Annotated in this window: 18 protein-coding genes; 8 read left to right on the top strand and 10 right to left on the bottom strand. The window is 68.4% G+C overall.

All coding sequences use genetic code 11. From position 1 onward, the window contains the following. Positions 1-9: 9 nt before the first annotated feature. Both ACO2Q1_RS12260 and ACO2Q1_RS12255 read left to right on the top strand, forming a co-directional pair. A complete protein-coding gene (locus ACO2Q1_RS12260) occupies positions 10-1,305 on the top strand; it encodes an adenylosuccinate synthase (protein WP_423329752.1) in 1,296 nt (431 codons plus the stop codon). A gap of 147 nt (positions 1,306-1,452) precedes the next feature. Next, positions 1,453-2,253: a response regulator gene (locus ACO2Q1_RS12255; RefSeq protein ID WP_423329751.1), complete on the top strand. Its 801-nt coding sequence runs from the start codon at positions 1,453-1,455 to the stop codon at positions 2,251-2,253. 40 nt (positions 2,254-2,293) lie between these two features. Here ACO2Q1_RS12255 and rpoH read toward each other — a convergent pair whose 3' ends face one another. Continuing rightward, positions 2,294-3,181 (bottom strand): RNA polymerase sigma factor RpoH, encoded by an 888-nt coding sequence (gene rpoH / locus ACO2Q1_RS12250; RefSeq protein WP_423329805.1) that lies wholly within the window; start codon positions 3,179-3,181, stop codon positions 2,294-2,296. Between the two features lie 255 nt (positions 3,182-3,436). On the opposite strand from rpoH, the gene ACO2Q1_RS12245 reads away from it, so the two are divergent. Further along, positions 3,437-5,077, top strand: coding sequence for a DUF5605 domain-containing protein (locus ACO2Q1_RS12245; protein WP_423329750.1), 1,641 nt, complete (start codon positions 3,437-3,439; stop codon positions 5,075-5,077). A gap of 3 nt (positions 5,078-5,080) precedes the next feature. Here ACO2Q1_RS12245 and ACO2Q1_RS12240 read toward each other — a convergent pair whose 3' ends face one another. Continuing rightward, positions 5,081-5,395, bottom strand: a complete 315-nt coding sequence (locus ACO2Q1_RS12240; RefSeq protein ID WP_423329749.1) for a GNAT family N-acetyltransferase — start codon at positions 5,393-5,395, stop codon at positions 5,081-5,083. 13 nt (positions 5,396-5,408) lie between these two features. Further along, entirely contained in the window at positions 5,409-6,413 is a 1,005-nt protein-coding gene (locus ACO2Q1_RS12235; protein WP_423329748.1) for an RluA family pseudouridine synthase, read from the bottom strand. Positions 6,414-6,516: 103 nt separating this feature from the next. Between ACO2Q1_RS12235 and ACO2Q1_RS12230 the strand changes: the two genes are divergently transcribed. After that, positions 6,517-7,158, top strand: coding sequence for a DUF2799 domain-containing protein (locus tag ACO2Q1_RS12230; protein ID WP_423329747.1), 642 nt, complete (start codon positions 6,517-6,519; stop codon positions 7,156-7,158). Positions 7,159-7,183: 25 nt separating this feature from the next. Here the strand turns inward: ACO2Q1_RS12230 and fba are convergent, their stop codons facing one another. Beyond that, positions 7,184-8,269 carry a class II fructose-bisphosphate aldolase gene (fba, locus tag ACO2Q1_RS12225; RefSeq protein WP_423329746.1) on the bottom strand — a complete coding sequence of 362 codons (1,086 nt, stop codon included), beginning with the start codon at positions 8,267-8,269 and terminating at the stop codon, positions 7,184-7,186. Positions 8,270-8,452: 183 nt separating this feature from the next. Here fba and ACO2Q1_RS12220 point away from each other — a divergent pair, with 183 nt between their 5' ends. After that, on the top strand, positions 8,453-8,635 hold the full coding sequence (locus tag ACO2Q1_RS12220) for a hypothetical protein (RefSeq protein WP_423329745.1): 183 nt from the start codon (positions 8,453-8,455) through the stop codon (positions 8,633-8,635). Between the two features lies 1 nt (position 8,636). Here the strand turns inward: ACO2Q1_RS12220 and ACO2Q1_RS12215 are convergent, their stop codons facing one another. From ACO2Q1_RS12215 to ACO2Q1_RS12200, 4 genes are all read right to left on the bottom strand, one after another. After that, positions 8,637-9,833, bottom strand: coding sequence for a phosphoglycerate kinase (locus ACO2Q1_RS12215; RefSeq protein WP_423329744.1), 1,197 nt, complete (start codon positions 9,831-9,833; stop codon positions 8,637-8,639). A gap of 171 nt (positions 9,834-10,004) precedes the next feature. Next, the gene (gene gap / locus ACO2Q1_RS12210; RefSeq protein ID WP_423329743.1) at positions 10,005-11,012 is read right to left on the bottom strand and encodes a type I glyceraldehyde-3-phosphate dehydrogenase; all 1,008 of its coding nucleotides are present in this window, start codon (positions 11,010-11,012) and stop codon (positions 10,005-10,007) included. 120 nt (positions 11,013-11,132) lie between these two features. After that, a complete protein-coding gene (locus ACO2Q1_RS12205; protein ID WP_423329742.1) occupies positions 11,133-12,710 on the bottom strand; it encodes an ATP-binding protein in 1,578 nt (525 codons plus the stop codon). Then, positions 12,707-13,417, bottom strand: a complete 711-nt coding sequence (locus ACO2Q1_RS12200) for a response regulator (RefSeq protein ID WP_423329741.1) — start codon at positions 13,415-13,417, stop codon at positions 12,707-12,709. The genes ACO2Q1_RS12205 and ACO2Q1_RS12200 overlap by 4 nt, the downstream gene beginning before the upstream one ends. A 126-nt stretch (positions 13,418-13,543) precedes the next feature. Between ACO2Q1_RS12200 and ACO2Q1_RS12195 the strand changes: the two genes are divergently transcribed. The 3 genes from ACO2Q1_RS12195 (at position 13,544) to ACO2Q1_RS12185 (ending at position 16,923) form a co-directional block, all read left to right on the top strand. Further along, positions 13,544-14,236 carry a hypothetical protein gene (locus ACO2Q1_RS12195; RefSeq protein ID WP_423329740.1) on the top strand — a complete coding sequence of 231 codons (693 nt, stop codon included), beginning with the start codon at positions 13,544-13,546 and terminating at the stop codon, positions 14,234-14,236. 93 nt (positions 14,237-14,329) lie between these two features. Then, a complete protein-coding gene (locus ACO2Q1_RS12190) occupies positions 14,330-15,646 on the top strand; it encodes a S41 family peptidase (protein WP_423329739.1) in 1,317 nt (438 codons plus the stop codon). Between the two features lie 2 nt (positions 15,647-15,648). Further along, the gene (locus ACO2Q1_RS12185) at positions 15,649-16,923 is read left to right on the top strand and encodes a S41 family peptidase (RefSeq protein WP_423329738.1); all 1,275 of its coding nucleotides are present in this window, start codon (positions 15,649-15,651) and stop codon (positions 16,921-16,923) included. Here the strand turns inward: ACO2Q1_RS12185 and purT are convergent. Next, positions 16,894-18,090, bottom strand: coding sequence for a formate-dependent phosphoribosylglycinamide formyltransferase (gene purT, locus ACO2Q1_RS12180; RefSeq protein ID WP_423329737.1), 1,197 nt, complete (start codon positions 18,088-18,090; stop codon positions 16,894-16,896). The two genes, ACO2Q1_RS12185 and purT, sit on opposite strands and share 30 nt — an antisense overlap. Before the next feature lie 3 nt (positions 18,091-18,093). Further along, a complete protein-coding gene (tkt, locus tag ACO2Q1_RS12175) occupies positions 18,094-20,085 on the bottom strand; it encodes a transketolase (protein ID WP_423329736.1) in 1,992 nt (663 codons plus the stop codon). Positions 20,086-20,132: the final 47 nt, after the last annotated feature.

The following is a 20,132-nucleotide window of genomic DNA, read 5'->3' as shown; positions in this document are numbered from 1 at the left end:
GACAGTGCTTTGGCGAACGTGGCGGTGGTCGGCGCCCAGTGGGGCGACGAGGGCAAGGGCAAGATCGTCGACTGGCTGTCGAACCGCGCCGACATGGTGGTGCGGTTCCAGGGCGGCCACAACGCCGGCCATACGCTGGTAGTGGACGGCAAGGTCTACAAGCTGGCCCTGCTGCCCTCGGGCGTGGTGCAGGGCAAGCCGTCGATCATCGGCAATGGCGTGGTGGTCGATCCCTGGCATCTGGTCGGAGAGATCGAGAAGATCACGGCACAGGGCGTGGCGATCACGCCCGACATCCTGACCATCGCAGACAACGCCTGCCTGATCCTGCCGATCCATCCGGCGCTGGATGTGGCGCGCGAGGCGGCGGCCAAGGCGCCGGGGGCCAAGATCGGCACGACCGGTCGCGGCATCGGGCCGGCCTATGAGGACAAGGTGGGACGCCGCGCGATCCGCGTCTGCGACCTGGCCAATGAAGACGATCTGAAGGTCAAGATCGACCGGCTGCGTTCGCACCACGATCCGCTGCGGGCGGGTCTGGGGCTGGAGCCGATCGATCCGGCGGCCCTGCTGGCGCAACTGCTCGAGATCGCGCCCAAGATCCTGCCGTTCGTGAAGCCGGCCTGGCGGGTGCTGGATCAGGCGCAGAAGGGCGGCAAGCGGGTGCTGTTCGAGGGGGCGCAGGGCGCGTTTCTGGACGTGGATCACGGCACCTATCCCTATGTGACCAGTTCGAACACGGTCGCGGGCCAGGCGGCGGCGGGGTCGGGGCTCGGGCCGCGCGGGGTCGGCTATGTGCTGGGCATCGTGAAGGCCTATACGACGCGCGTCGGCGAGGGTCCCTTCGCCTGTGAACTGCATGACGAGGTCGGAGAGCACCTGGCGACGGTGGGGCGCGAGGTCGGTGTCAATACCGGCCGGGCGCGACGTTGCGGCTGGTTCGATGCGGTGCTGGTGCGTCAGTCGGTGGCCATCAACGGGATCGACGGCATCGCCCTGACCAAGCTGGACGTGCTGGATGGGCTGAAGACGCTGAAGATCTGCGTCGGTTATCGGGTGAACGGCGAGGTCCTGGATTATCTGCCCAGCAGCCTGAAGGACCAGGCGGCGGCGGAGCCGGTGTTCGAGGAACTGGAAGGCTGGAGCGAAAGCACCGGCGGGGTGCGCAGCTTCAAGGACATCAACGCCAACGCCATCAAATATGTGCGGCGGATCGAGGAGTTGATCGGGGCTCCGGTGGCCCTGTTGTCGACCAGCCCGGAGCGGGACGACACCATCCTGATGAGAGATCCCTTCCAGGGCTAGGCTGGAAGGGCGGCCTGATGGGCGATCCGGCCCAATGACCGGTCGCTTTATGCCCTGGAGGGCGCCGGAAATGGGCGGCGCGCGCTTAGGTTCAACGCGAACTTAACCCAGACGTGAGAATGGGTTGGGCCTGTAACGGAGCCCGCCTTGTTCGCCCTGGACGCCAAGACCCTTCAACGCATCGCCCCGACCGTCGGCCGTGTCGTCATCGTCGATCCCAATCCTGCTCCGGCGCGGCTGCTGGCCGACCTGCTGAAGGGCATCGGCGCGCGCGATGTGGCCGTCGAGACGGCCGAAGACCGGGCCCTGTACGCCGTGCAGGACATGGAGCCGGGCCTGGTGCTGACCGAGCGGACCGGCCCTCAGCTGAACGGCGAAACCTTCGTCCGGCGCCTGCGCAAGTCGAGCCTGGTCAGTCGCGCCGTGCCGGTCATCATGGTGACCGCCGAGGCCACCGCCAGCACCATCAAGGGCGCGCGCGACGCAGGCGTGCATGAGTTCCTGCGCAAGCCCTTCACCTCCAACGACCTGTTCAGACGCGTCGAGACCATCGCTCTGAAGCCGCGCGACTGGATCGAAGGCATGACCTACATCGGTCCGGATCGCCGCCGGTTCAACTCTGGCGATTACACCGGGCCGCGCAAGCGCAAGCAGGACCAGGAGGCGACCAGCCCGGCGGCGATCAAGGATCAGTCGCTGAAGATCCTCAACGCCGCCTTCACCCAGTTCGACAGCGATCCGGCGCAGGCCCTGCGGTCGGCTGCGCGCCAGGCCGAGACCCTGAAGGCGCTGGGCGTTCGGACCGGAGACGCCGACCTGGCCGTTGCAGCCAACCGCCTCCAGACCCTGCTGGCCGGCGGACCTGTGTCACGCGCGGTGTTGAAGGCGCCGGTCGAGACCCTTCTGGCGATGGCCGCACCGGCGACGCCGGCCGCGCGCGCCGGTTGACGCCGAGGTCGCCGGGTTCCGGGTCGCCGAGGCCAAGGCCTCAGGCGTCGACCAGATTGCGCTCCTCAGCGGCGGCGCGCATGGCCTTCTGAAGCTTCTCGAAGGCGCGAACCTCGATCTGACGTACGCGTTCGCGAGACACGCCGTACTGTCCGGCGAGTTCTTCGAGGGTGACGGGGTCGTCCTTCAGACGACGCTCGGTCAGAATGTGCTTCTCGCGCTCTGTCAGCTCCTCCATCGCCTCCTGGAGCAGACCCATGCGCAGAGATTTTTCCTCATCGTCGGCCAGTTTGGTTTCCTGAGACACGGCGGTGTCGTCAGCAAGCCAGTCCTGCCATTCGCTTTCGCCGTCCACGCGCATCGGAGCGTTGAGCGAGGCGTCGCCGCCGAGGCGACGGTTCATGTTGGTGACCTCTTCCTCCGACACGCCCAGTTTGGTGGCGATGGCCGAGAGGTGTTCGGGATGCAGATCGCCCTCCTCGAAGGCGGAGATCTGGCTCTTGGCCTTGCGCAGGTTGAAGAAGAGCTTCTTCTGCGCCGCCGTGGTGCCCATCTTCACGAGCGACCAGCTGCGCAGGATGTATTCCTGGATCGAGGCGCGGATCCACCACATAGCGTAGGTCGCCAGACGGAAGCCCTTGTCAGGGTCGAATTTCTTCACGGCCTGCATGAGGCCGACATTGCCTTCGGAGATCACTTCGCCAATCGGCAGGCCGTAGCCGCGATAGCCCATCGCGATCTTGGCCACGAGGCGCAGATGGGAGGTGACGAGCCGGTGCGCGGCCTCGGGGTCCTGATGCTCGCTCCAACGCTTGGCGAGCATGAACTCCTCATCCTTCGTAAGCATCGGAAACTTGCGGATTTCCGTGAGATAGCGCGACAGTCCCTGTTCAGGCGACATCACCGCGAGCGTGTTGTTGGCAGCCATTTGGTCCCTCCGACCGATCAGACGAGCGGGCTCTTCGGTCCCGGCCACCTTGCGTGCGCCTTCGCCTGTCCCCTCAACCGAGAACATAGAGATCGGTTGCGGCCATTTTTAGGGACGGGTCGTCGCACGAAAGCGTGACCGTGGCCGGGGCGCCACTTTGCGCCGTCCCGCCGCGATCACGCAACGATATGGGGCAGGTAAGTCTTTTTTCAAGATGCACCTCGGCGACCTTTTGGTTGATAGGTCGGCGTCTCTATGACACCGGTAGACAAGGCCGGGCAGGAGAGGGTGATGGGACGGGGTTTGACGCGCCGAGGGGCGTTGGTCGCGAGCGGAGCGATGGCGGCGGGAGCGGCGTCTGGCGTCGGCGGCGCAAGCCAAGGTCGGTCAAACGAGATCGAGCGTTGGGGTGTCGCGGAACTGATGTTCGAAGCCCCCAGTCCCGACAATCCGTTCGACGTCCAGGTGACGGCCCGCTTCTCGAATGGTGCGACGACCATGGCTGTCGCCGGCTTCCACGACGGCGGTTCGGTGTTTCGCGTGCGGTTCAGTCCACCGGAAACGGGGACGTGGACCTGGCGGACCGAGAGCGATCTGGCGGCGCTGAACGGTCGCCAGGGGCGGTTTGAGGTGGTCGAGCCTTCATCCGGAAACCACGGGCCGGTCGAAGTCGTCGCCGGCTATCACTTCGCCCATGCCGATGGGACGCCGTTCCGGCAGGTCGGCACGACCAGCTATGGCTGGCCGCATCAGCCCGAGGCGCGGCGACGTCAGACCCTGGAGACGTTGAAGAAGACCGCCTTCAACAAGATCCGCATGCTGGTGTTTCCCAACACCTCTGTAGCGAGCAACGAGGCCTTGCATCCCTATGAGCGGACCGGACCGGGGGATCGGGATCACGACCTGGCGCGGTTCAACCCGGCCTTCTTCCAGCGGCTGGACGACTGTGTGCGGGCTCTGGGCGCCCAGGGCGTGCAGGCCGATGTCATCCTGTTCCATCCCTATGACGGCCGGCACGGCTTCGATGAAATGACGCCGGAAGAGGACGCCCGTTATCTGCGCTATGTCGTGGCGCGCCTGTCCGCCTATCGGAACGTCTGGTGGTCGATGGCCAATGAGTTCGACATCCTGAAGTCAAAGACGGACGAGGACTGGGACCGGCTGTTCCAGGTCGTGCGCGACGCCGATCCGCATGGTCGGCTGAGGTCGATCCACAACTGGCGACGCTACTACGACAACGGCAAGCCGTGGGTGACCCATTCCAGCATCCAGAACGGCTCGGCCGTGCTGGATGACGTGCGGGCCGAGACCTATCGCAGCGTCTGGAAGAAGCCGGTGGTGTTCGACGAGGTCTGCTACGAGGGCAACCTGGAGGAGCGGTGGGGCGACCTGACAGGGCCGGAGATGGTGCGGGCGTTCTGGCACGGGCTGGTCGGCGGGACCTATGTCGGCCATTCGGAGTGTTTCCCCAAGCCAGGCGGAACGGCGGGCGGCTTCTGGCTGGGCGAAGGCGGTGAGCTGCGCGGCGAAAGCTGGCCGCGTCTGGCCTTCCTGAAGGCGGTCATGGACGCCGGGCCGACACCGGGCATAGACCCCATCGACAAGTGGTGGGAGCAGAGGCTGGGCGGCGTCGCGGGTCGCCACTATCTGCGCTACTTCGGGGACGAGGCGCCGACCGAATGGGCCGTCGATCTGCCGCGCGACGAACTGTCCGGCGGCGAGCGGTTCCGCATCGAGGTGCTGGACACCTGGAACATGACCATCACGCCGATCGAAGGCGCGTTCGTCATGCAGAAGCGGGAAGACACCAAATACTTCTTCCGCGACCCGGCGCGTCCGACGATCGCCTTGCCGGGGCGGAAATGGATGGCGGTGCGGGTGACCCGGATCGACTGAGGATCAGATCCCCAGGATGCCCCGATAGGTCGGATGCACCTGTTCGGCGTGTTCCGGGTGCTTCTTCAGATAAGCCGAGAAGAAGGGGCAGACGGGCAGGAGAACCAGGCCGCGCGCCTTCGCGTCGGCCAGGACGTGTCTCGCCAGTCGGCTGGCCAGTCCCTTGCCTTCGAGCGGCACGGGCACGAGCGTCTCGGTGATCATGAGATTGGGCGGCGAAAGATTGTAGGTGACCACAGCCATCTCGCCGTCGACGGTCAGCTCGTAGCGCTTCAGTTCGGCGTTGTCGCGAATGTCCGGATCAAGGTCGTCGGTCATGGGGAAATTTCCGTCACAGGTCGGAGAGCAGCCTCTCCAGCGTCTGCATATCCTCAGGCGGTTCTGTCTCGAAGCGCAAGGCCTGGCCGGTCACGGGGTGGATGAAGCCCAGCACGGCGGCATGCAGCGCCTGGCGTGTCAGGCCGGCTTGCTCGATCGCCGCGCGCACGACCTGGGCCGGGGCGCCCGAGCCATAGACGGGATCCCCCAGCAGGGGCGCGCCCTTCGAAGCCATGTGCACGCGGATCTGGTGGGTTCGGCCGGTGTGCAGGGTGCAGGCGACGCGGGCGGCGAGAGGCGCCGCGCCCGCCTTGGCCGGGACAGCGAATTTTCGCTCCACGCGATAGTCGGTGACAGCCTCGCGGCCGCCGGCTTTCAGCACAGCCATCTTCTTCCGGTCGTGTGGCGAGCGACCGATGCGGGTGACGATCCGGTCGCGGTCGGGAGAAGGCGCGCCGCGCGTCAGGGCCACATAGGTGCGCTCGATGTCGTGGGTGGCGAACAGGGCCGACAGGCCCGCGTGGGCGCGATCGGACTTGGCCGCGACCATGACGCCCGAGGTGTCCTTGTCCAGTCGATGAACGATGCCCGGCCGCGCCACGCCCCCGATGCCCGACAGGCTGTCGCCGCAATGGGCCAGCAGGGCGTTGACCAGGGTGCCGTCCGGCGTGCCGGGCGCCGGATGAGCAGCCATGCCGGCGGGCTTGTCGATGACGATCAGATCGTCATCCTCGAACAGGACCGCCAAGGGAATGGACTGAGGCGTCGGGGCGGCAGGGACGACGGGCGGCAGGGCGACGACATACAGGCCCGGCGTCGCCTTCTCCGAGCCGCTCCTGACAGTCAGACCGTCGCGGGTGACGGCGCCTTCGGCCAGAAGGGTCTGGAGGCGCGCGCGTGACAGACGGGGAAAGGCGGCAGCCAGGGCCTTGTCCAGCCGGACGCCCGGCGCATCCACGGACGCCTGCAGCACCTCGGCGACGCCTTCGTCGTCATCGATCAGATCGGGGTCGGACACGGCGGTTCCTTAGCATGCTCCATCGTCAGGAAGCGAAGGGCGACATGTGCTCGGCCATGCGCGAAGCCGAACTGCGGACGGGGGGAGGACGATGATGCGAGGCGTGACCGCTGTAATGATGATGATGGGGGCAGGCGTGTTGCTTGTCGCCTGCGCGACGCCGAAGCCCAGTCTGGACCAGGCTCAGTGCGTGGCGGCCGACTGGAACGCCCAGGGTTATCGTGACGCTGCGGCCGGGCGAGGCAGCGGCCGTCTGGACGACCATGTGAAGGCCTGCGTCGAGCACGGGATCACGCCGGACGCCGACGCCTATCACGCGGGCCATATCCAGGGGCGTCGTGTCTGGTGCCGACCGGCCAGCGGCTTCGCCATGGGACGGCGCGGAGGACGATACAACCAGGGTTACTGTGCGCCCGACCTGGAGCCGGACTTCATGCTGGCGGTGGCGGACGGCCGGCTGGTGTATGATGCGCGAAGCCATGCGACGGAACTGCAGAACCGCGTGATCGCGGCGCAGAACGAAGCCGACCGACTGGCCATCGATGTTCGCGCTCAGGAGGACCTGCTGGCGACCGAAGGCCTGACGGATGAACAGATCGCCGCCATCCGAATGCGGGTCCGCAATCTGCGTATCGACCGCGACCGCCAGCTGAGCGAGGTCGCGCGGCTTCAGGGCGAGGCCGACGTCGCCAAACGCGACGCCGACGCCGTGGCCAACCGTTTCATCCCAACCTACGGCGGATAGCCGAAGGCGGGCGCGGTGGAGATCCTCAGGCCGCCTTGACGGCCGCCGCGCCGAAATGCGGGTTCAGCTCGCCCGACGCATAGCGTTTGGCCATCTGGGCGGTGGACAGGGGTTTGATCTTAGACGCCTGGCCTTCACAGCCGAACTGGAGATAGCGTTCCCTGCACAGGGCGCGCATGGCTTCCTTGGCGGGCTTCAGATAGGCGCGCGGATCGAACTCGCCCGGCTTTTCGGCCAGCACCTTGCGGATGGCGCCGGTGATGGCCATGCGGTTGTCGGTGTCGATGTTGACCTTGCGCACGCCGTGCTTGATGCCGCGCTGGATTTCCTCGACCGGCACGCCCCAGGTCTGGGGCATCTGGCCGCCGTACTGGTTGATGATGTCCTGCAGGTCCTGCGGCACCGAGGACGAGCCGTGCATGACCAGGTGGGTGTCGGGCAGGCGGCGATGAATCTCCTCAATCACATTCATGGCCAGGACGTCGCCGTCGGGCTGGCGCGTGAACTTGTAGGCGCCGTGGCTGGTGCCCATGGCGATGGCAAGGGCGTCCACCTTGGTGGCCTTCACGAAATCGACGGCCTGATCGGGGTCGGTCAGCAGTTGCGAATGATCCAGCTTGCCCTCGAAGCCGTGACCGTCCTCGGCCTCGCCCATGCCGGTCTCCAACGAGCCCAGAACGCCCAGTTCGCCCTCGACCGAGACGCCGCAGCTGTGGGCCATCTCCGTCACGCGGCGGGTGACCTCGACATTGTACTCATAGCTGGCGGGGGTCTTGGCGTCCTCTTCCAGCGAGCCGTCCATCATCACCGAGGTGAAACCGTACTGGATGGCGGTGGCGCAGGTCGCCGGGCCGTTGCCGTGGTCCTGGTGCATACAGACCGGGATGTGCGGATACAGTTCAGCCAGGGCGTCGATCAGCTTGGCCAGGACGATGTCGTTGGCGTAGTTGCGGGCGCCGCGCGAGGCCTGGATGATGACCGGGGCGTTGACCTCATGGGCCGCCTCCATGATCGCCAGACCCTGTTCCATATTGTTGATGTTGTAGGCCGGCAGGCCGTAGTCGTTCTCCGCCGCATGATCCAGCAGCTGTCGCAGCGTGATGCGCGCCATCGTGTAGTCCCCTGAGCCGTATATGTTTTGCGACCGCTTTAGCCGAGGGCGCGGTCGAAGTCACGCGATGTAACAGGCCGGATGTAACGCGCAGGAGCAGGGACGGGGTCAGGAACAGACAGTCGCGGCGTGCGCTGCTGTGCGGCTAGACCGCCGGGCCACCGTCTATCGAAAGGACGCACCATGCGTCGTCTTGTCCTGATCGTCTGCCTGTCCGGTCTCGCCGCCTGCACCGGAATCGACCTGGGCGACACGGACGACCTTTGCCGCCGGTCGGACGACTGCGCGCCGCGCTGCGGCACGGTCGCGACCGGCGCGTCGCCCGACTGCACCAACGCCGAGAACGGGGGCCGGACGCGGGGCTAGGTCAGGCCTTCAGGGCCTCGACGCCGGGCAGGGGCTTGCCCTCCATCCATTCCAGGAAGGCGCCGCCGGCCGTGGAGACGAAGGTGAGATCGCCGGTCACCCCGGCGTGGTGCATCGCCGCCACCGTGTCGCCTCCGCCTGCGACCGCAGTGAGAATGCCGGCCTTGGCGAAATCACCGGCGGCGCGGGCGGCCTTGACGGTCGCCACATCGAACGGCGGCACCTCGAACACGCCCAGCGGCCCATTCCAGATCAGGGTCTTCGACAGCGTCATGGCCTTGATGAGTTTCTCGACGGTCAGGGGACCGGCGTCGAGGATCTTCTCGTCATCGCCGATCTCTTCACGCGCCAGGACAGTGCGGGTCTCGGCGCCGGGCTTGACCTCGGTGGCCACCACCACGTCGATCGGCAAAAGGATCTCGCAGCCCTTCGCCTCGGCCTCGGCGAGGATGTCCCGGGCGGTTTCGGCCATGTCGCGCTCAGCCAGGGAGCCGCCGATATCGACGCCTTGCGCGAACAGGAAGGTGTTGGCCATGCCGCCGCCGATGGCCAGGCGGTCCAGCTTGCCGACCAGGTTCTTCAGCAGGTCCAGCTTGGTCGAGACCTTGGCCCCGCCGACGATGCCGATGACCGGCTTGACCGGATTTCCGAGCGCCGCATCCAGGGCCTCCAGCTCGCGTCGCATGGATTCGCCCGCATAGGCGGGCAGGTGGCGCGCCACCCCCTCGGTCGAGGCGTGGGCGCGGTGGGCCGCCGAGAAGGCGTCGTTGACGTAGAGGTCGCCCAGATCCGCCAGCTTCTGGGCGAAGACCGGATCATTGGCCTCTTCCGCCGCATGGAAGCGGACGTTTTCCAAGAGGACCACGCCCCCGGCGTCCAGATCGCGGATCGCCTCGACCGAGTCCGGTCCGACGCAGTCCTCGGCGAAACGGACGGGGGCGCCCAGCACGTTTTCCAGCGCCTCGACGACGGGCTTCAGGCTCATGGACGGCACGCGCTGGCCCTTGGGCCGGTCGAAGTGGGCCAGCAGCGCCACCTTGGCGCCGGCGTCCCGCAGCCGGTTGATGGTCGGCACCGCGACCCGCAGACGGGTGTCGTCCGTGACCTTCCCGTCCTCCATCGGCACGTTGAAATCCACACGGACCAGGGCGGTCTTGCCTGCGAGATCCTTGGCGTCGTCGAGGGTGCGGAAGGTCATGGTCGTTCTCCTGTCTCCTCCCTGTCGCGTAGCGATGGGGAGGTGGCGCGGCGCGCTTGCGCCGTGACGGAGGGGTTCTTCACCCCGAATGAGTGCGGCGGACAGAACCCCTCCACCGCTTCGCGGTCCCCCTCCCCATCGCCAAGCGGCGATAGGGAGGAGACGTTATCTCTAGAGGAACTTCGCCATCGCCAGCGCCGTGTCCGACATGCGGGTCGCGAAACCCCATTCGTTGTCGTACCAGCTGAGAACGCGGGCCAGCTTGCCGTCGACGACCTGGGTCTGGGGCAGGGCGGCGGTGGACGAGGCGGCGATATGGTTCAGGTCGGACGACACGACCGGATCGGTCGTGACGGCCAGAACGCCCTTCATCGGGCCTTCGGCGGCGGCCTTGAGGGCGGCGTTGATCTCGTCCACCGTCACTTCACGACCGGCGACGACCTTCAGATCGACGACCGAGACGTTCGGGGTCGGGACGCGGATCGAGGAGCCGTCCAGCTTGCCCTTCAGTTCCGGCAGGACCAGGCCCAGGGCCTTGGCGGCGCCGGTCGAGGTCGGGATCATCGACAGGCCGGCGGCGCGGGCGCGGTACAGGTCCTTGTGCATCGTATCCAGCGTCGGCTGGTCGCCGGTGTAGGCGTGGATGGTGGTCATATAGCCGCGCTCGATGCCGAACAGGTCGTTCAGCACCTTGGCGACGGGGGCCAGGGCGTTGGTGGTGCACGAGCCGTTGGACACGACGATGTCGTCGGCGGTCAGGGTGTCGTGGTTGACCTTGAAGACGATGGTCTTGTCCGCGCCGTCGGCGGGGGCCGAGACCAGGACGCGCTTGGCGCCGGCGGTCAGGTGGGCCGAGGCCTTGTCCTTGGATGTGAAGATGCCGGTGCACTCGAACGCGATGTCGACGCCCAGGTCCGCATGCGGCAGCTTGGCCGGATCGCGCTCGGCCGTGACCTTGATCTTGCCCGTGCCGACGTCGATCCAGTCCTCGCCCGACGTCACCGTGCCGGGAAAGCGGCCGTGGACGCTGTCATAACGGAACAGATGGGCGTTGGTCTCCACCGGACCCAGGTCGTTGATCGCCACGACCTCGATGTCGGTGCGGCCGTGCTCGACGATCGAGCGGAGCACGAGGCGGCCGATGCGGCCGAAACCGTTGATGGCGACGCGGACAGTCATGACGGGAGGTCTCCTGAGCAGGCGTGTTATCGTTGCCGGCTTCAATGGAACGCCGGAACGCCGGGATCAACCCCGCCAGGGTCACATAGAATGATCGACTGTGACGCTGGACGTCGCCGCCTAGGTCTCGGCGACCAGGGGCAGGCTCAGCCGGGCGCGCAGGCCGCCCTCGGGCCGGTTCGCCAGCGTCAGTTCGCCGCCTGAGGCCCGCGCCGCCTGGCGCGCCACCGCCAGCCCGAGGCCGGCGCCCCCGGTCGCGCGATTTCGCGACTGCTCGCCGCGTACGAACGGTTCCAGGACGGCCGTCAGTTCGCCCGCGTCAAGCCCCGGCCCGTCGTCGTCGACCGTCACGATCGCCTGGCCCTGCTCGGCGGCGGCCGACACGCGCGCGGCGCCGCCGAATTTGACGGCGTTCTCGATCAGGTTGTCGATCGCCCGCTTCAGCCCCGCCGCATCGCCGGTGACCGGCAGCGTCGAGCGTCCGGAGAAGGTCACCGGCTGACCGATTTCGGCGAATCCCGAGGCGCAGGCGCCCGCGAGCACGTTCAGATCCAGCCGTTCCAGACGCTCGGGCGGGGTCTCACCGCACACATAGGCCATGGCCTGACCGATCAGGGCGTCCATCTCCTCGATGTCGGCCGCCATGCGGTCGCGGAGGTGTCCAGGGGCCTGCTCGGCTCGAAAACGCAGCCGGGTCAGCGGGGTGCGGAGATCGTGAGCGATGGCGGCGACGGTCTGGGTGCGCCTGTGGATATGGCCGCGGATTGACCCCTGCATCTCGTTGAAGGCGCTGATGGCTGTACGGACTTCGCGGGGGCCCCGGGCCTGAAGCGGTTCGGCGTCCGGATCGTCCCCAAGGCGTTCGGCCGCCTGGGCGAAGGCGCGGATCGGGCGCGTGATCCGCCGGGCCAGAAGCCAGACGACCGGCGCCAGAATGAGCATCGACAGCAGCATCGACAGCAGAATGCGCCTCTGCCACGGCGCGATCAGGTCGCGCGGCGGCTCGATCGTGGCCCAGCGACCGTCCGGCAACTTCAGCGAGGCCGAAAAAGGGTCGAAAGTCACGCGGTCGGCCAGAACCGTGAACTGACGCGTGGTCGTGTCGACGGTGATCCGGCCCGGACCCAGTCCGCCGGCGCCGGGGGGAAGCATCAGGACGCGGGGCTGCGCCGACGGATCCGCGTCGTCGCCCTGGCGCAATGGGGCAGGCGACGCCGCGCCGTCCGCCGGCGTCGCCCCCTCGACCGGCGCGCCGTCATTTCGGCGAACGAAGACGAAGCTGGTCGATCGGGTTTCGCCCATGGGCGGCGGCGGTCGGCGTTCGCGGAAAAGGGCGCCGGGAGGACGGCGACGCTCCACCCGGACCCGGATCGCCTCGGGCGGCGCGTCCAGCCGCTGGGCCAGGGCCATTCGCAGGGTGGCGGCCAGGGGATCGGCGGCCTGGGCGTCGGTCGGTGCAATGGGGGTGGAGCCGATCTTGCGGCGGATGTCCCGGCCGTCGCCGCTCTGCGCCGGCCGCCCCTGCAAGGCTTCGGCGGCGGCGCGCAGGCTGTACCCTGACGGACGCGGCTCGGGCGCCAGGAGCAGAACCAGAAAGGCGACGGCCTGGGTCATGATGACCGCCAACGCCGCAAGGGCCGCGACCGAGGCCAGCACGGGCATGCCCCCGAAACCGCCCGGGCGGACGTCGCGCGTCATCGACGCGTGACCTTGGCGTCGAACAGATAGCCCTCGCCGCGCACGGTCTGGATCAGATCGACGCCCGAGCCGTCATCGAGCTTTTTTCTCAGGCGGCTGATCTGGACGTCCATGGCGCGGTCGAAGACGTCGGCCTCGACGCCGCGCGCGGCCTCCAGCAACTGATCGCGGGTCAGGACACGGCCGGGACGTTCGACCAGGGCGCGCAGCAGGCTGAATTCGCCGCCGGACAGTCCCACCATCATGCCGTCCGGTCGGGTGAGTTCGCGACGGACGAGGTCCAGTCGCCAGCCCGCGAAACGCAGGGTGGGCGGACTGTCGATCTCGGCGTCCTCGCGCGGACGGCGCAGAACGGCCCGGACGCGCGCCAGCAACTCGCGCGGATTGCAGGGCTTGGCCAGGTAGTCGTCCGCCCCGAGCTCCAGACCGACGATCCGGTCCGTTTCCTCGCCCATCGCGCTGAGCATGATCACGGGCGGACCCTTTCCGCCCAGGCGCCGCACGACCGACAGTCCATCCTCGCCCGGCATCATCAGGTCCAGCACGATCAGGTCGATCTGACCGGCCTGCAGGGCGCGATCCATCTCGGCCGCTGACGCCGCGCCGGACGCCTGAAAGCCGTGCTGAGCCAGATAGTCGCACAACACCTCGCGAATGCCGGGATCGTCATCGACCACCAGAATGCGGGCGGAAAGTTCAGCGTTCATCTTTGCCTTATGGCGATCTCTCGCGGCGCCGTCATTTCATCCCTGAAACAAATGACGCCCGTCCTGAAACACCCATGCAAGGCGGGGCTGCGATTGCTGGCTTCGGTTCAACGGAGGAGACCGCCCATGATCATCGCCCTTTCGCTCGCCGCCGCATTGTCCGCCGAGGCTCCGGCGGCGTCCGACCCCGAGGTCCGCCGGGAGGTCCGTATCGTGACCGCCGACGGCGGCGGCCCCGGCATGACCTGGACCGGCGCGTTTCCCCGCCTCGACAAGGACGGCGACGGCTTTGTCTCGCGCGATGAATATGTCGGCCCGACCACAGAGGCCTTCCGCGTCCTCGACAAGGACAATGACGGCCGGATCTCGCGGGACGAAATGACCGAGGGCCGGTCCCTGGCGCGCACCATCCTCGGCGGAGGGGGCGGAAATGGAGCTCCGCTGGTCCTCGGCGGACGGGCTGGCGGCCCCCGCGCCATGTTCCTTGGCGGGCCCGACGGGCCGGGCGAGCGCGAGGTCACCATCATCGGCCGTGGCGAAGGCGGGCCGGACGGCGGCCCGATGCGGTTCACCCTGCGCCGTCCGGGCGGGCCGGGCGGCGCGATGATCCTGGGCGGAGAGGGCGTTCCTGGCGGGCCGGCCGATCTCGACAAGGACAAGGACGGCAAGGTCTCCGAAGAGGAGTTTCTGGCGCCGCTGCGTGACGCCTTCCGCCGCATGGACAAGGACGCGTCCGGAGCCCTCGAGGCCGGCGAACATGGGCCGGGCTCCAATGTCCACGTCTTCACCCGTCGTATCGAACGGCCGAGCGAGGATTGACCACGCGGTCGATCACGAAGTTCTGCGCTGTCCGTTTCAGGATCGGTGTGACGGGGACTGGAGCGTGGGGCCGGGGGCGCTAATATCGTCCGCATGTCCCTGGTCCTGGCGTTCCTCAGAAGCCTTCGCACGCTGGTCGCGGCCCCGGCTATCGCCGGGGCCGTCGCCGTCTGCCTCGCGCCGGGGGTCGGCGCCGCCGAGGCGACGACGCTTGTGGTCGTCTCGACGCCGGAACCGACGCCCGTCCCCTCCGTCGAACGGACGCGGCTCAATCAACAGGTGTTCGACAAGGTCTGGAACGAGGTTCGGCGCGGCTACTACGACCCCGGCCTGCACGGCGTGGACTGGGTCGCGGCGCGGTCGACTTTCCGCCCCCAGGCCCTCGTGGCGACCGATGATGCGGCCCTGTATCGCGTGCTCGGGCGGATGCTGGCCTTGCTGGATGACAGCCATGCGGTCGCGGCGTCGCCGGCCTCTGTGCGGAATCAGGCGGACGCCCGGACCCGTCGCGCGGTTCTGGGCCTGACCTTCTACGCCCGGGACGGCGAACAATTCGGCGTCGAACGTGTGCGGCCGGGCTCTCCGGCGGAGGCGGCGGGCGTCGAGCCCGGCTGGCGGCTGCTGCCGCCGACGACGGAACGCCCCTGGACGGTCGCCGATCCGGTGGTGGAAGACCAGCCGATCGAACTCGCCTTCACCGATGCCTCGGGCGCGGTGCGGACAGCGGTGATCCGGCCGCGCGTCATGGAGCCGGTTCCCCTGTTTTCTGCGGACCGGTCGCGCCCCGATGTCCTGGTGCTGCGTATCGAACAGTTCGAAAGCGGTCTGGGAGAGTGGATGGGCGCACAGCTTGCGAACCTCCCCGCCGCCACCGAGGTGGTTCTGGACCTGCGCGCCAATCCGGGCGGCCTGCTCAGCGAGGCGGACGCCGTCCTGTCCTGCTTCCTTCCGCATCGGACGGCCTGGGCCGTGCGCACGACCCGATCCGGTCAGGCGGCGACCCTGCGCGTGCGCCCGGGCTGCGGCTCCCTGGGCCGGCCGGCGCCCAACGGTCTCGCCGTGCTCATCGACGGATCCAGCCGCAGCGCCGCTGAGCTGACGCCGGCCGCGCTTCAGGAGGCGGGGCGGGCGATCGTGGTGGGCGCGCGGTCGCCGGGGGCCGTGCTGATCTCGCGCGACACCGACCTTCCCGATGGAGGTCGGCTGACGCTCAGTCGGGCCGATTTCGTCACCACCGCCGGCGTCCGGCTCGAAAAGCGGGGGGTGACGCCTGACATCCTCGCGGAGACGACGCCCGCTGATCGCCGTGCCGGTCGCGACCCTGCGCTGGAAGCCGCCCTGAGCCTGCTGGCCACATCCGAACAGGCGCCCGTCGGCGCCTCGGCCGGCGTCGCCGACCAAGGGTCATAGCCTTGGCCTTTCCGATATGCCCGAGGTTGCGCCAGGCGGTGGGGCGGACGCTGCTCGCCGGCCTGGCGATCGCCCTTTCGGCATGTCAGACACTGCCCTACGCCGACGACAGGACGACGCCTCCCGTGGTGGAGGTCGCCGACGCTTCTCCCGCGCGTGAGGCGCTGAACGCCCGCACCTACGACGCCGCCGTGCGCTGGGTGACCCGGCGGTTCTACAAGCGGGATTTCGGCGGTGTCGATTGGGCGGGCGAGACGGCGGAGCGGCGCGCCGCGGCCGTGGCTCAACCGGACGACGCAAGCTTCTATGGCGCGCTGAACGCCACGCTGGATCTGCTGAAGGATCCCCACACCACAGCCGTGACCCCGACCCGCTATCGCGAGCGGCTGCGGGATCGTCGCGAGGCTCGGCCCGTCATCGGCTTCGGCATGCGGGTGGTGGACGGCCAATACATCGTCACCGAGGTGCGCGCCGACGCCCCGGCGGCCGGCAAGATCCAGCGCGGCTGGCGGCTGGAAAGCATCGATGGCCAGCCCATAAGCGAAGGCCTGTCCTCAAAGAGCCAACCCGAACACGAACTGATCTTCACGGACGCCGACGACCAATCCCGGACCGTGATCCTACCGGAAGTCGACCTCCCGCCGCATCTGGGCGACATGGAGCGCCGCGCCGACGGCGTAGTGATCCTGTCGTTCGACTATTTCGCCCCGGCCACGCGCGACTGGTTCCTGGCCCGGATGCGGGAGCTCGTCGAAGATCCGCCGCCGGGCATCATCGTGGATTTGCGGGATAACGGCGGCGGGCTGTTGCGGGCGGTGGGCGCGACCCTGTCCCCCTTCTTCGCCGAGCGTCAGCCCTATGCCTATGTCGAGTACGGCTATCTGCCGCGTCTGCCGGACCGGACCCGCCCCTGGCGGCGCGGGTATGACGGACCGGTCGCTGTTCTCATTTCCGGGGCCTCGGCCAGCGGGGCGGAGGTCTTCGCCGCCACCATGCAGGAGACCGGGCGCGGGCGGCTGTTCGGCGACAGGACGCGAGGCGCCGTCGTCGCATCCCGCGATGTCGTCCTGCCGGACGGCGGCGAACTGGGCATCGGGGTGCGGGCGTTCCGCTCCGGTCGCGGCGCCGTGCTGGAGGGGGTCGGCGTCACGCCGGATCATGAGGTCGCCCTGAACGCCGCCGACCTGCGACGCGGCGTCGATCCGGTGGTCGAGGCCGCAGCCGCCGCCCTGCTCAAACAGCCACGGTTAGTCGCGGACGACGCGAACCCGGGCTGACGCCTCGCGCGCTCTTTCTCGGGCCTGATCGACATCGGCGCCGCGCGCCGTCGCCACGCCCATGCGGCGGCGCTCAAAGGCTTCCGGCTTGCCGAACAGGCGCAGGTCGGCCGTCGGCACCGACAGGGCCTGGGCCAGGCCTTCGAAGGCCACGCCGTGGGCTTCCATCCCGCCATAGATGACGGCGCTGGCGCCCGGCTCGCGCTGGCTCACGTCCACGGGCAGACCCAGGATGGCGCGGGCGTGCAGGGCGAACTCGCTCATCGTCTGGGTGGCCAGGGTGACCAGTCCGGTGTCATGCGGGCGGGGTGAGACTTCGGAAAACCAGACCTGATCGCCCTTCACGAACAGCTCCACCCCGAACACGCCGAGGCCGCCGAGCGCCTCCGTCACCTTTCCGGCGATATCCCGGGCCGAGGCCAGGGCGGCCTCGGTCATGGCCTGGGGCTGCCAGCTCTCGACATAGTCGCCCTTGACCTGGCGATGGCCGATCGGGGCGCAAAAATCCGTGCGGACCTGCCCATCGGCGTCCAGGGAACGGACGGTCAGCAGGGTGATCTCGAAATCGAAGTCGATCCGGCCCTCGACGATGACCCGGCCGCCCGCGACCCGGCCCGAGGCCTCGGCATGGGCCCAGGCGTCGGCGATCTCTTCAGGCGCTTCCACGAACGACTGGCCCTTGCCTGACGACGACATCACCGGCTTGACGAAGCAGGGATAGCCGACGGCTTCGGCGCCCGCCGCCAGCTCCTCGGCAGATCCGGCGAAGGCGAAGGGACTTGTGGGCAGGCCCAACGCCTCGGCCGCGAGACGCCGGATGCCCTCGCGGTTCATGGTCAGCTGGGTCGCCCGCGCCGTGGGAATGACCCGCGCCAGTCCGGCCGCCTCAATCTCGGCGAGCACTTCGGTGGCGATGGCCTCGATCTCCGGCACGATGATGTGCGGCGCCTCGGCCAGGATGACCCCGTTCAACACCTGGGCGTCGGTCATGGGGATGACGTGGCTGCGGTGCGCCACCTGCATGGCCGGGGCGTTGGGATAGCGATCGACGGCAATGACCTCGACGCCCAGCCGCTGCAGCTCGATGGCCACCTCCTTGCCCAGTTCGCCCGCGCCGAGCAGCATGACGCGGATGGCGGTGTCCGAGAGGGGGGTGCCGAGGCGCATCGGTTACAGCCGCGCCTTCACCGCCGCGACCACGGCTTCGGTGGTGATGCCGAACTTCTCGTACAGGACCTCGGCCGGGGCGGAGGCGCCGAAGCCGGTCATGCCGACAAAGCCGCCGTCCTCGCCGATGAACCGCTCCCACCCCTGTTGCACGGCGGCCTCGACGGCGACACGCACCGTGCCGCGGCCGATGACGCTGTCCTGATAGGCCTTGGGCTGCTGGAAGAACAGTTCGAAGCAGGGGGCCGAGACGACCCGGGTCGGGATGTCGTTGGCCTCCAGTCGTTCCGCCGCCGCCAGGGCGATGGGAACCTCGGTGCCGGTGGCGAACAGGGTCGCCCTGGCCTCGCCGCTGGCCGCCTTCAGCTCATAGGCGCCTTTCGCCGTCAGGTTCTCGCTCGAGGCCTCGACGCGCACCGCCGCCGTCTTCTGGCGTGACAGGCACATGGCCGACGGCGTGGTCCTGGACGATAGCGCGATCTTCCACGCCTCCATCGCCTCGACCGTGTCGGCGGGGCGGAAGACATTGAGGTTCGGAATGGCGCGCAGGGCGGCCAGGTGCTCGACCGGCTGGTGGGTCGGGCCGTCCTCGCCGAGACCGATCGAGTCGTGCGTCAGGACGTGAACCACCCGAACACCCATAAGGGCGCCGAGGCGGATGGCCGGACGGCTGTAGTCCGAGAACACCATGAAGGTGCCGCCATAGGGGATGACCCCGCCGTGCAGGGCCAGGCCGTTCATCGCCGCCGCCATGCCGAACTCGCGGATGCCGTAGTTGACGTAGCGCCCTTCATAGTTCGGGGCGTCCAGGATCGGCGTGCCGGCCACATAGGTGTTGTTCGATCCGGTCAGGTCGGCCGAGCCGCCGACCAGTTCGGGCACGGCGCCGAACACCTGTTCCAGGGCGGCGCCCGACGACTGCCGCGTCGCCTGGGCCGGCTTCGTCTCGATCAGTTCGGCGATCTTGGCGTCCAAGCCGTCGAAGGCGTTGTCCGGCAGGTCGCCCTTCATGGCGCGGGTGAAGTCCGCGGCCTGCGGCGACGCCGCCAGCCGGGCCTCCCAGGCCTTGCGATGCTTGGCGCCCTGGCGACCGACCTTGCGCCAGGCCGACAGGACGTTGTCGGGCATTTCGAAAGGATCATGGTCCCACGCCAGTCCCAGACGCGTTGCGGCGACCTCGGCCGCGCCGAGGGCCGCGCCATGGGTCTTGTGGCTGCCGGCCATGGTGGCCGCGCCCCGGCCGATCTGCGTCTTGCAGGCGATGAGGGTCGGCTTGTCCTGACGCGTCGCCCATTTCAGCGCGGTCTTGATCGCCGCCATGTCATGGCCGTCCACGGCCTTGACCGCCCAGCCGGCGGCCTTGAAGCGGCCCTTCTGGTCGGTGGCGTCGGACAGGGCGACCTTGCCGTCGATGGTGATGTCGTTGTCGTCCCACAGGACCGTCAACCGGGACAGCTTCAGCCGGCCGGCCAGGGCGATCGCCTCCTGCGACACGCCCTCCATCAGACAGCCGTCCCCTGCGATCACCCAGGTGCGGTGGTCGACCAGGTCGGCGCCGTATTTGGCGGCCAGATGCCGCTCGGCCATGGCGAAGCCGACCGAGGTGGCCAGCCCCTGGCCCAGGGGGCCCGTGGTCACCTCGACGCCCGGCATATGGCCGTACTCGGGGTGGCCGGCCGTCTTCGATCCCCATTGACGGAAGTTCGACAGCTCCTCCCTGGTCGCGGCCTTGTAGCCGGTCAGGTGCAGCAGGGCGTAGATCAGCATCGAGCCGTGGCCCGCCGACAGGATGAAGCGGTCGCGGTCGGCCCAGTCCGGCCGGGAGGCGTCGAACTTCAGAAACTTCGAGAACAGCACCGTCGCCACGTCGGCCATGCCCATCGGCATGCCGGGGTGGCCGCTCTTGGCCTTTTCGACGCCGTCCATGGCCAGGACGCGGATAGCATCCGCCATCTGCTTTTGCGTGGCCTTGGCGGCGGACTTGACAGCGGACATGGGCGAAGGCCTTGGGGGCGAATTGATGAATCGGGGCGGCGCCGCTT

Source organism: Brevundimonas sp. VNH65, from assembly GCF_049445955.1.
In the GTDB taxonomy this organism is placed as follows: Bacteria; Pseudomonadota; Alphaproteobacteria; order Caulobacterales; family Caulobacteraceae; genus Brevundimonas.
This window is presented reverse-complemented; position numbering and strand designations above follow the sequence as displayed.

What these genes read in the sequence shown, in the direction of transcription:
- rpoH (WP_423329805.1), bottom strand. Translation starts at nt 3,181, where the DNA reads ATGGCTGCCAACAACACGCTCGCGGTGATGTCGCCTGAACAGGGACTG.
- ACO2Q1_RS12245 (WP_423329750.1), top strand. Translation starts at nt 3,437, where the DNA reads ATGACACCGGTAGACAAGGCCGGGCAGGAGAGGGTGATGGGACGGGGT.
- ACO2Q1_RS12240 (WP_423329749.1), bottom strand. Translation starts at nt 5,395, where the DNA reads ATGACCGACGACCTTGATCCGGACATTCGCGACAACGCCGAACTGAAG.
- fba (WP_423329746.1), bottom strand. Translation starts at nt 8,269, where the DNA reads ATGGCGCGCATCACGCTGCGACAGCTGCTGGATCATGCGGCGGAGAAC.
- ACO2Q1_RS12220 (WP_423329745.1), top strand. Translation starts at nt 8,453, where the DNA reads ATGCGTCGTCTTGTCCTGATCGTCTGCCTGTCCGGTCTCGCCGCCTGC.
- ACO2Q1_RS12215 (WP_423329744.1), bottom strand. Translation starts at nt 9,833, where the DNA reads ATGACCTTCCGCACCCTCGACGACGCCAAGGATCTCGCAGGCAAGACC.
- gap (WP_423329743.1), bottom strand. Translation starts at nt 11,012, where the DNA reads ATGACTGTCCGCGTCGCCATCAACGGTTTCGGCCGCATCGGCCGCCTC.
- ACO2Q1_RS12205 (WP_423329742.1), bottom strand. Translation starts at nt 12,710, where the DNA reads ATGACGCGCGACGTCCGCCCGGGCGGTTTCGGGGGCATGCCCGTGCTG.
- ACO2Q1_RS12200 (WP_423329741.1), bottom strand. Translation starts at nt 13,417, where the DNA reads ATGAACGCTGAACTTTCCGCCCGCATTCTGGTGGTCGATGACGATCCC.
- ACO2Q1_RS12195 (WP_423329740.1), top strand. Translation starts at nt 13,544, where the DNA reads ATGATCATCGCCCTTTCGCTCGCCGCCGCATTGTCCGCCGAGGCTCCG.
- ACO2Q1_RS12190 (WP_423329739.1), top strand. Translation starts at nt 14,330, where the DNA reads ATGTCCCTGGTCCTGGCGTTCCTCAGAAGCCTTCGCACGCTGGTCGCG.
- purT (WP_423329737.1), bottom strand. Translation starts at nt 18,090, where the DNA reads ATGCGCCTCGGCACCCCCCTCTCGGACACCGCCATCCGCGTCATGCTG.
- tkt (WP_423329736.1), bottom strand. Translation starts at nt 20,085, where the DNA reads ATGTCCGCTGTCAAGTCCGCCGCCAAGGCCACGCAAAAGCAGATGGCG.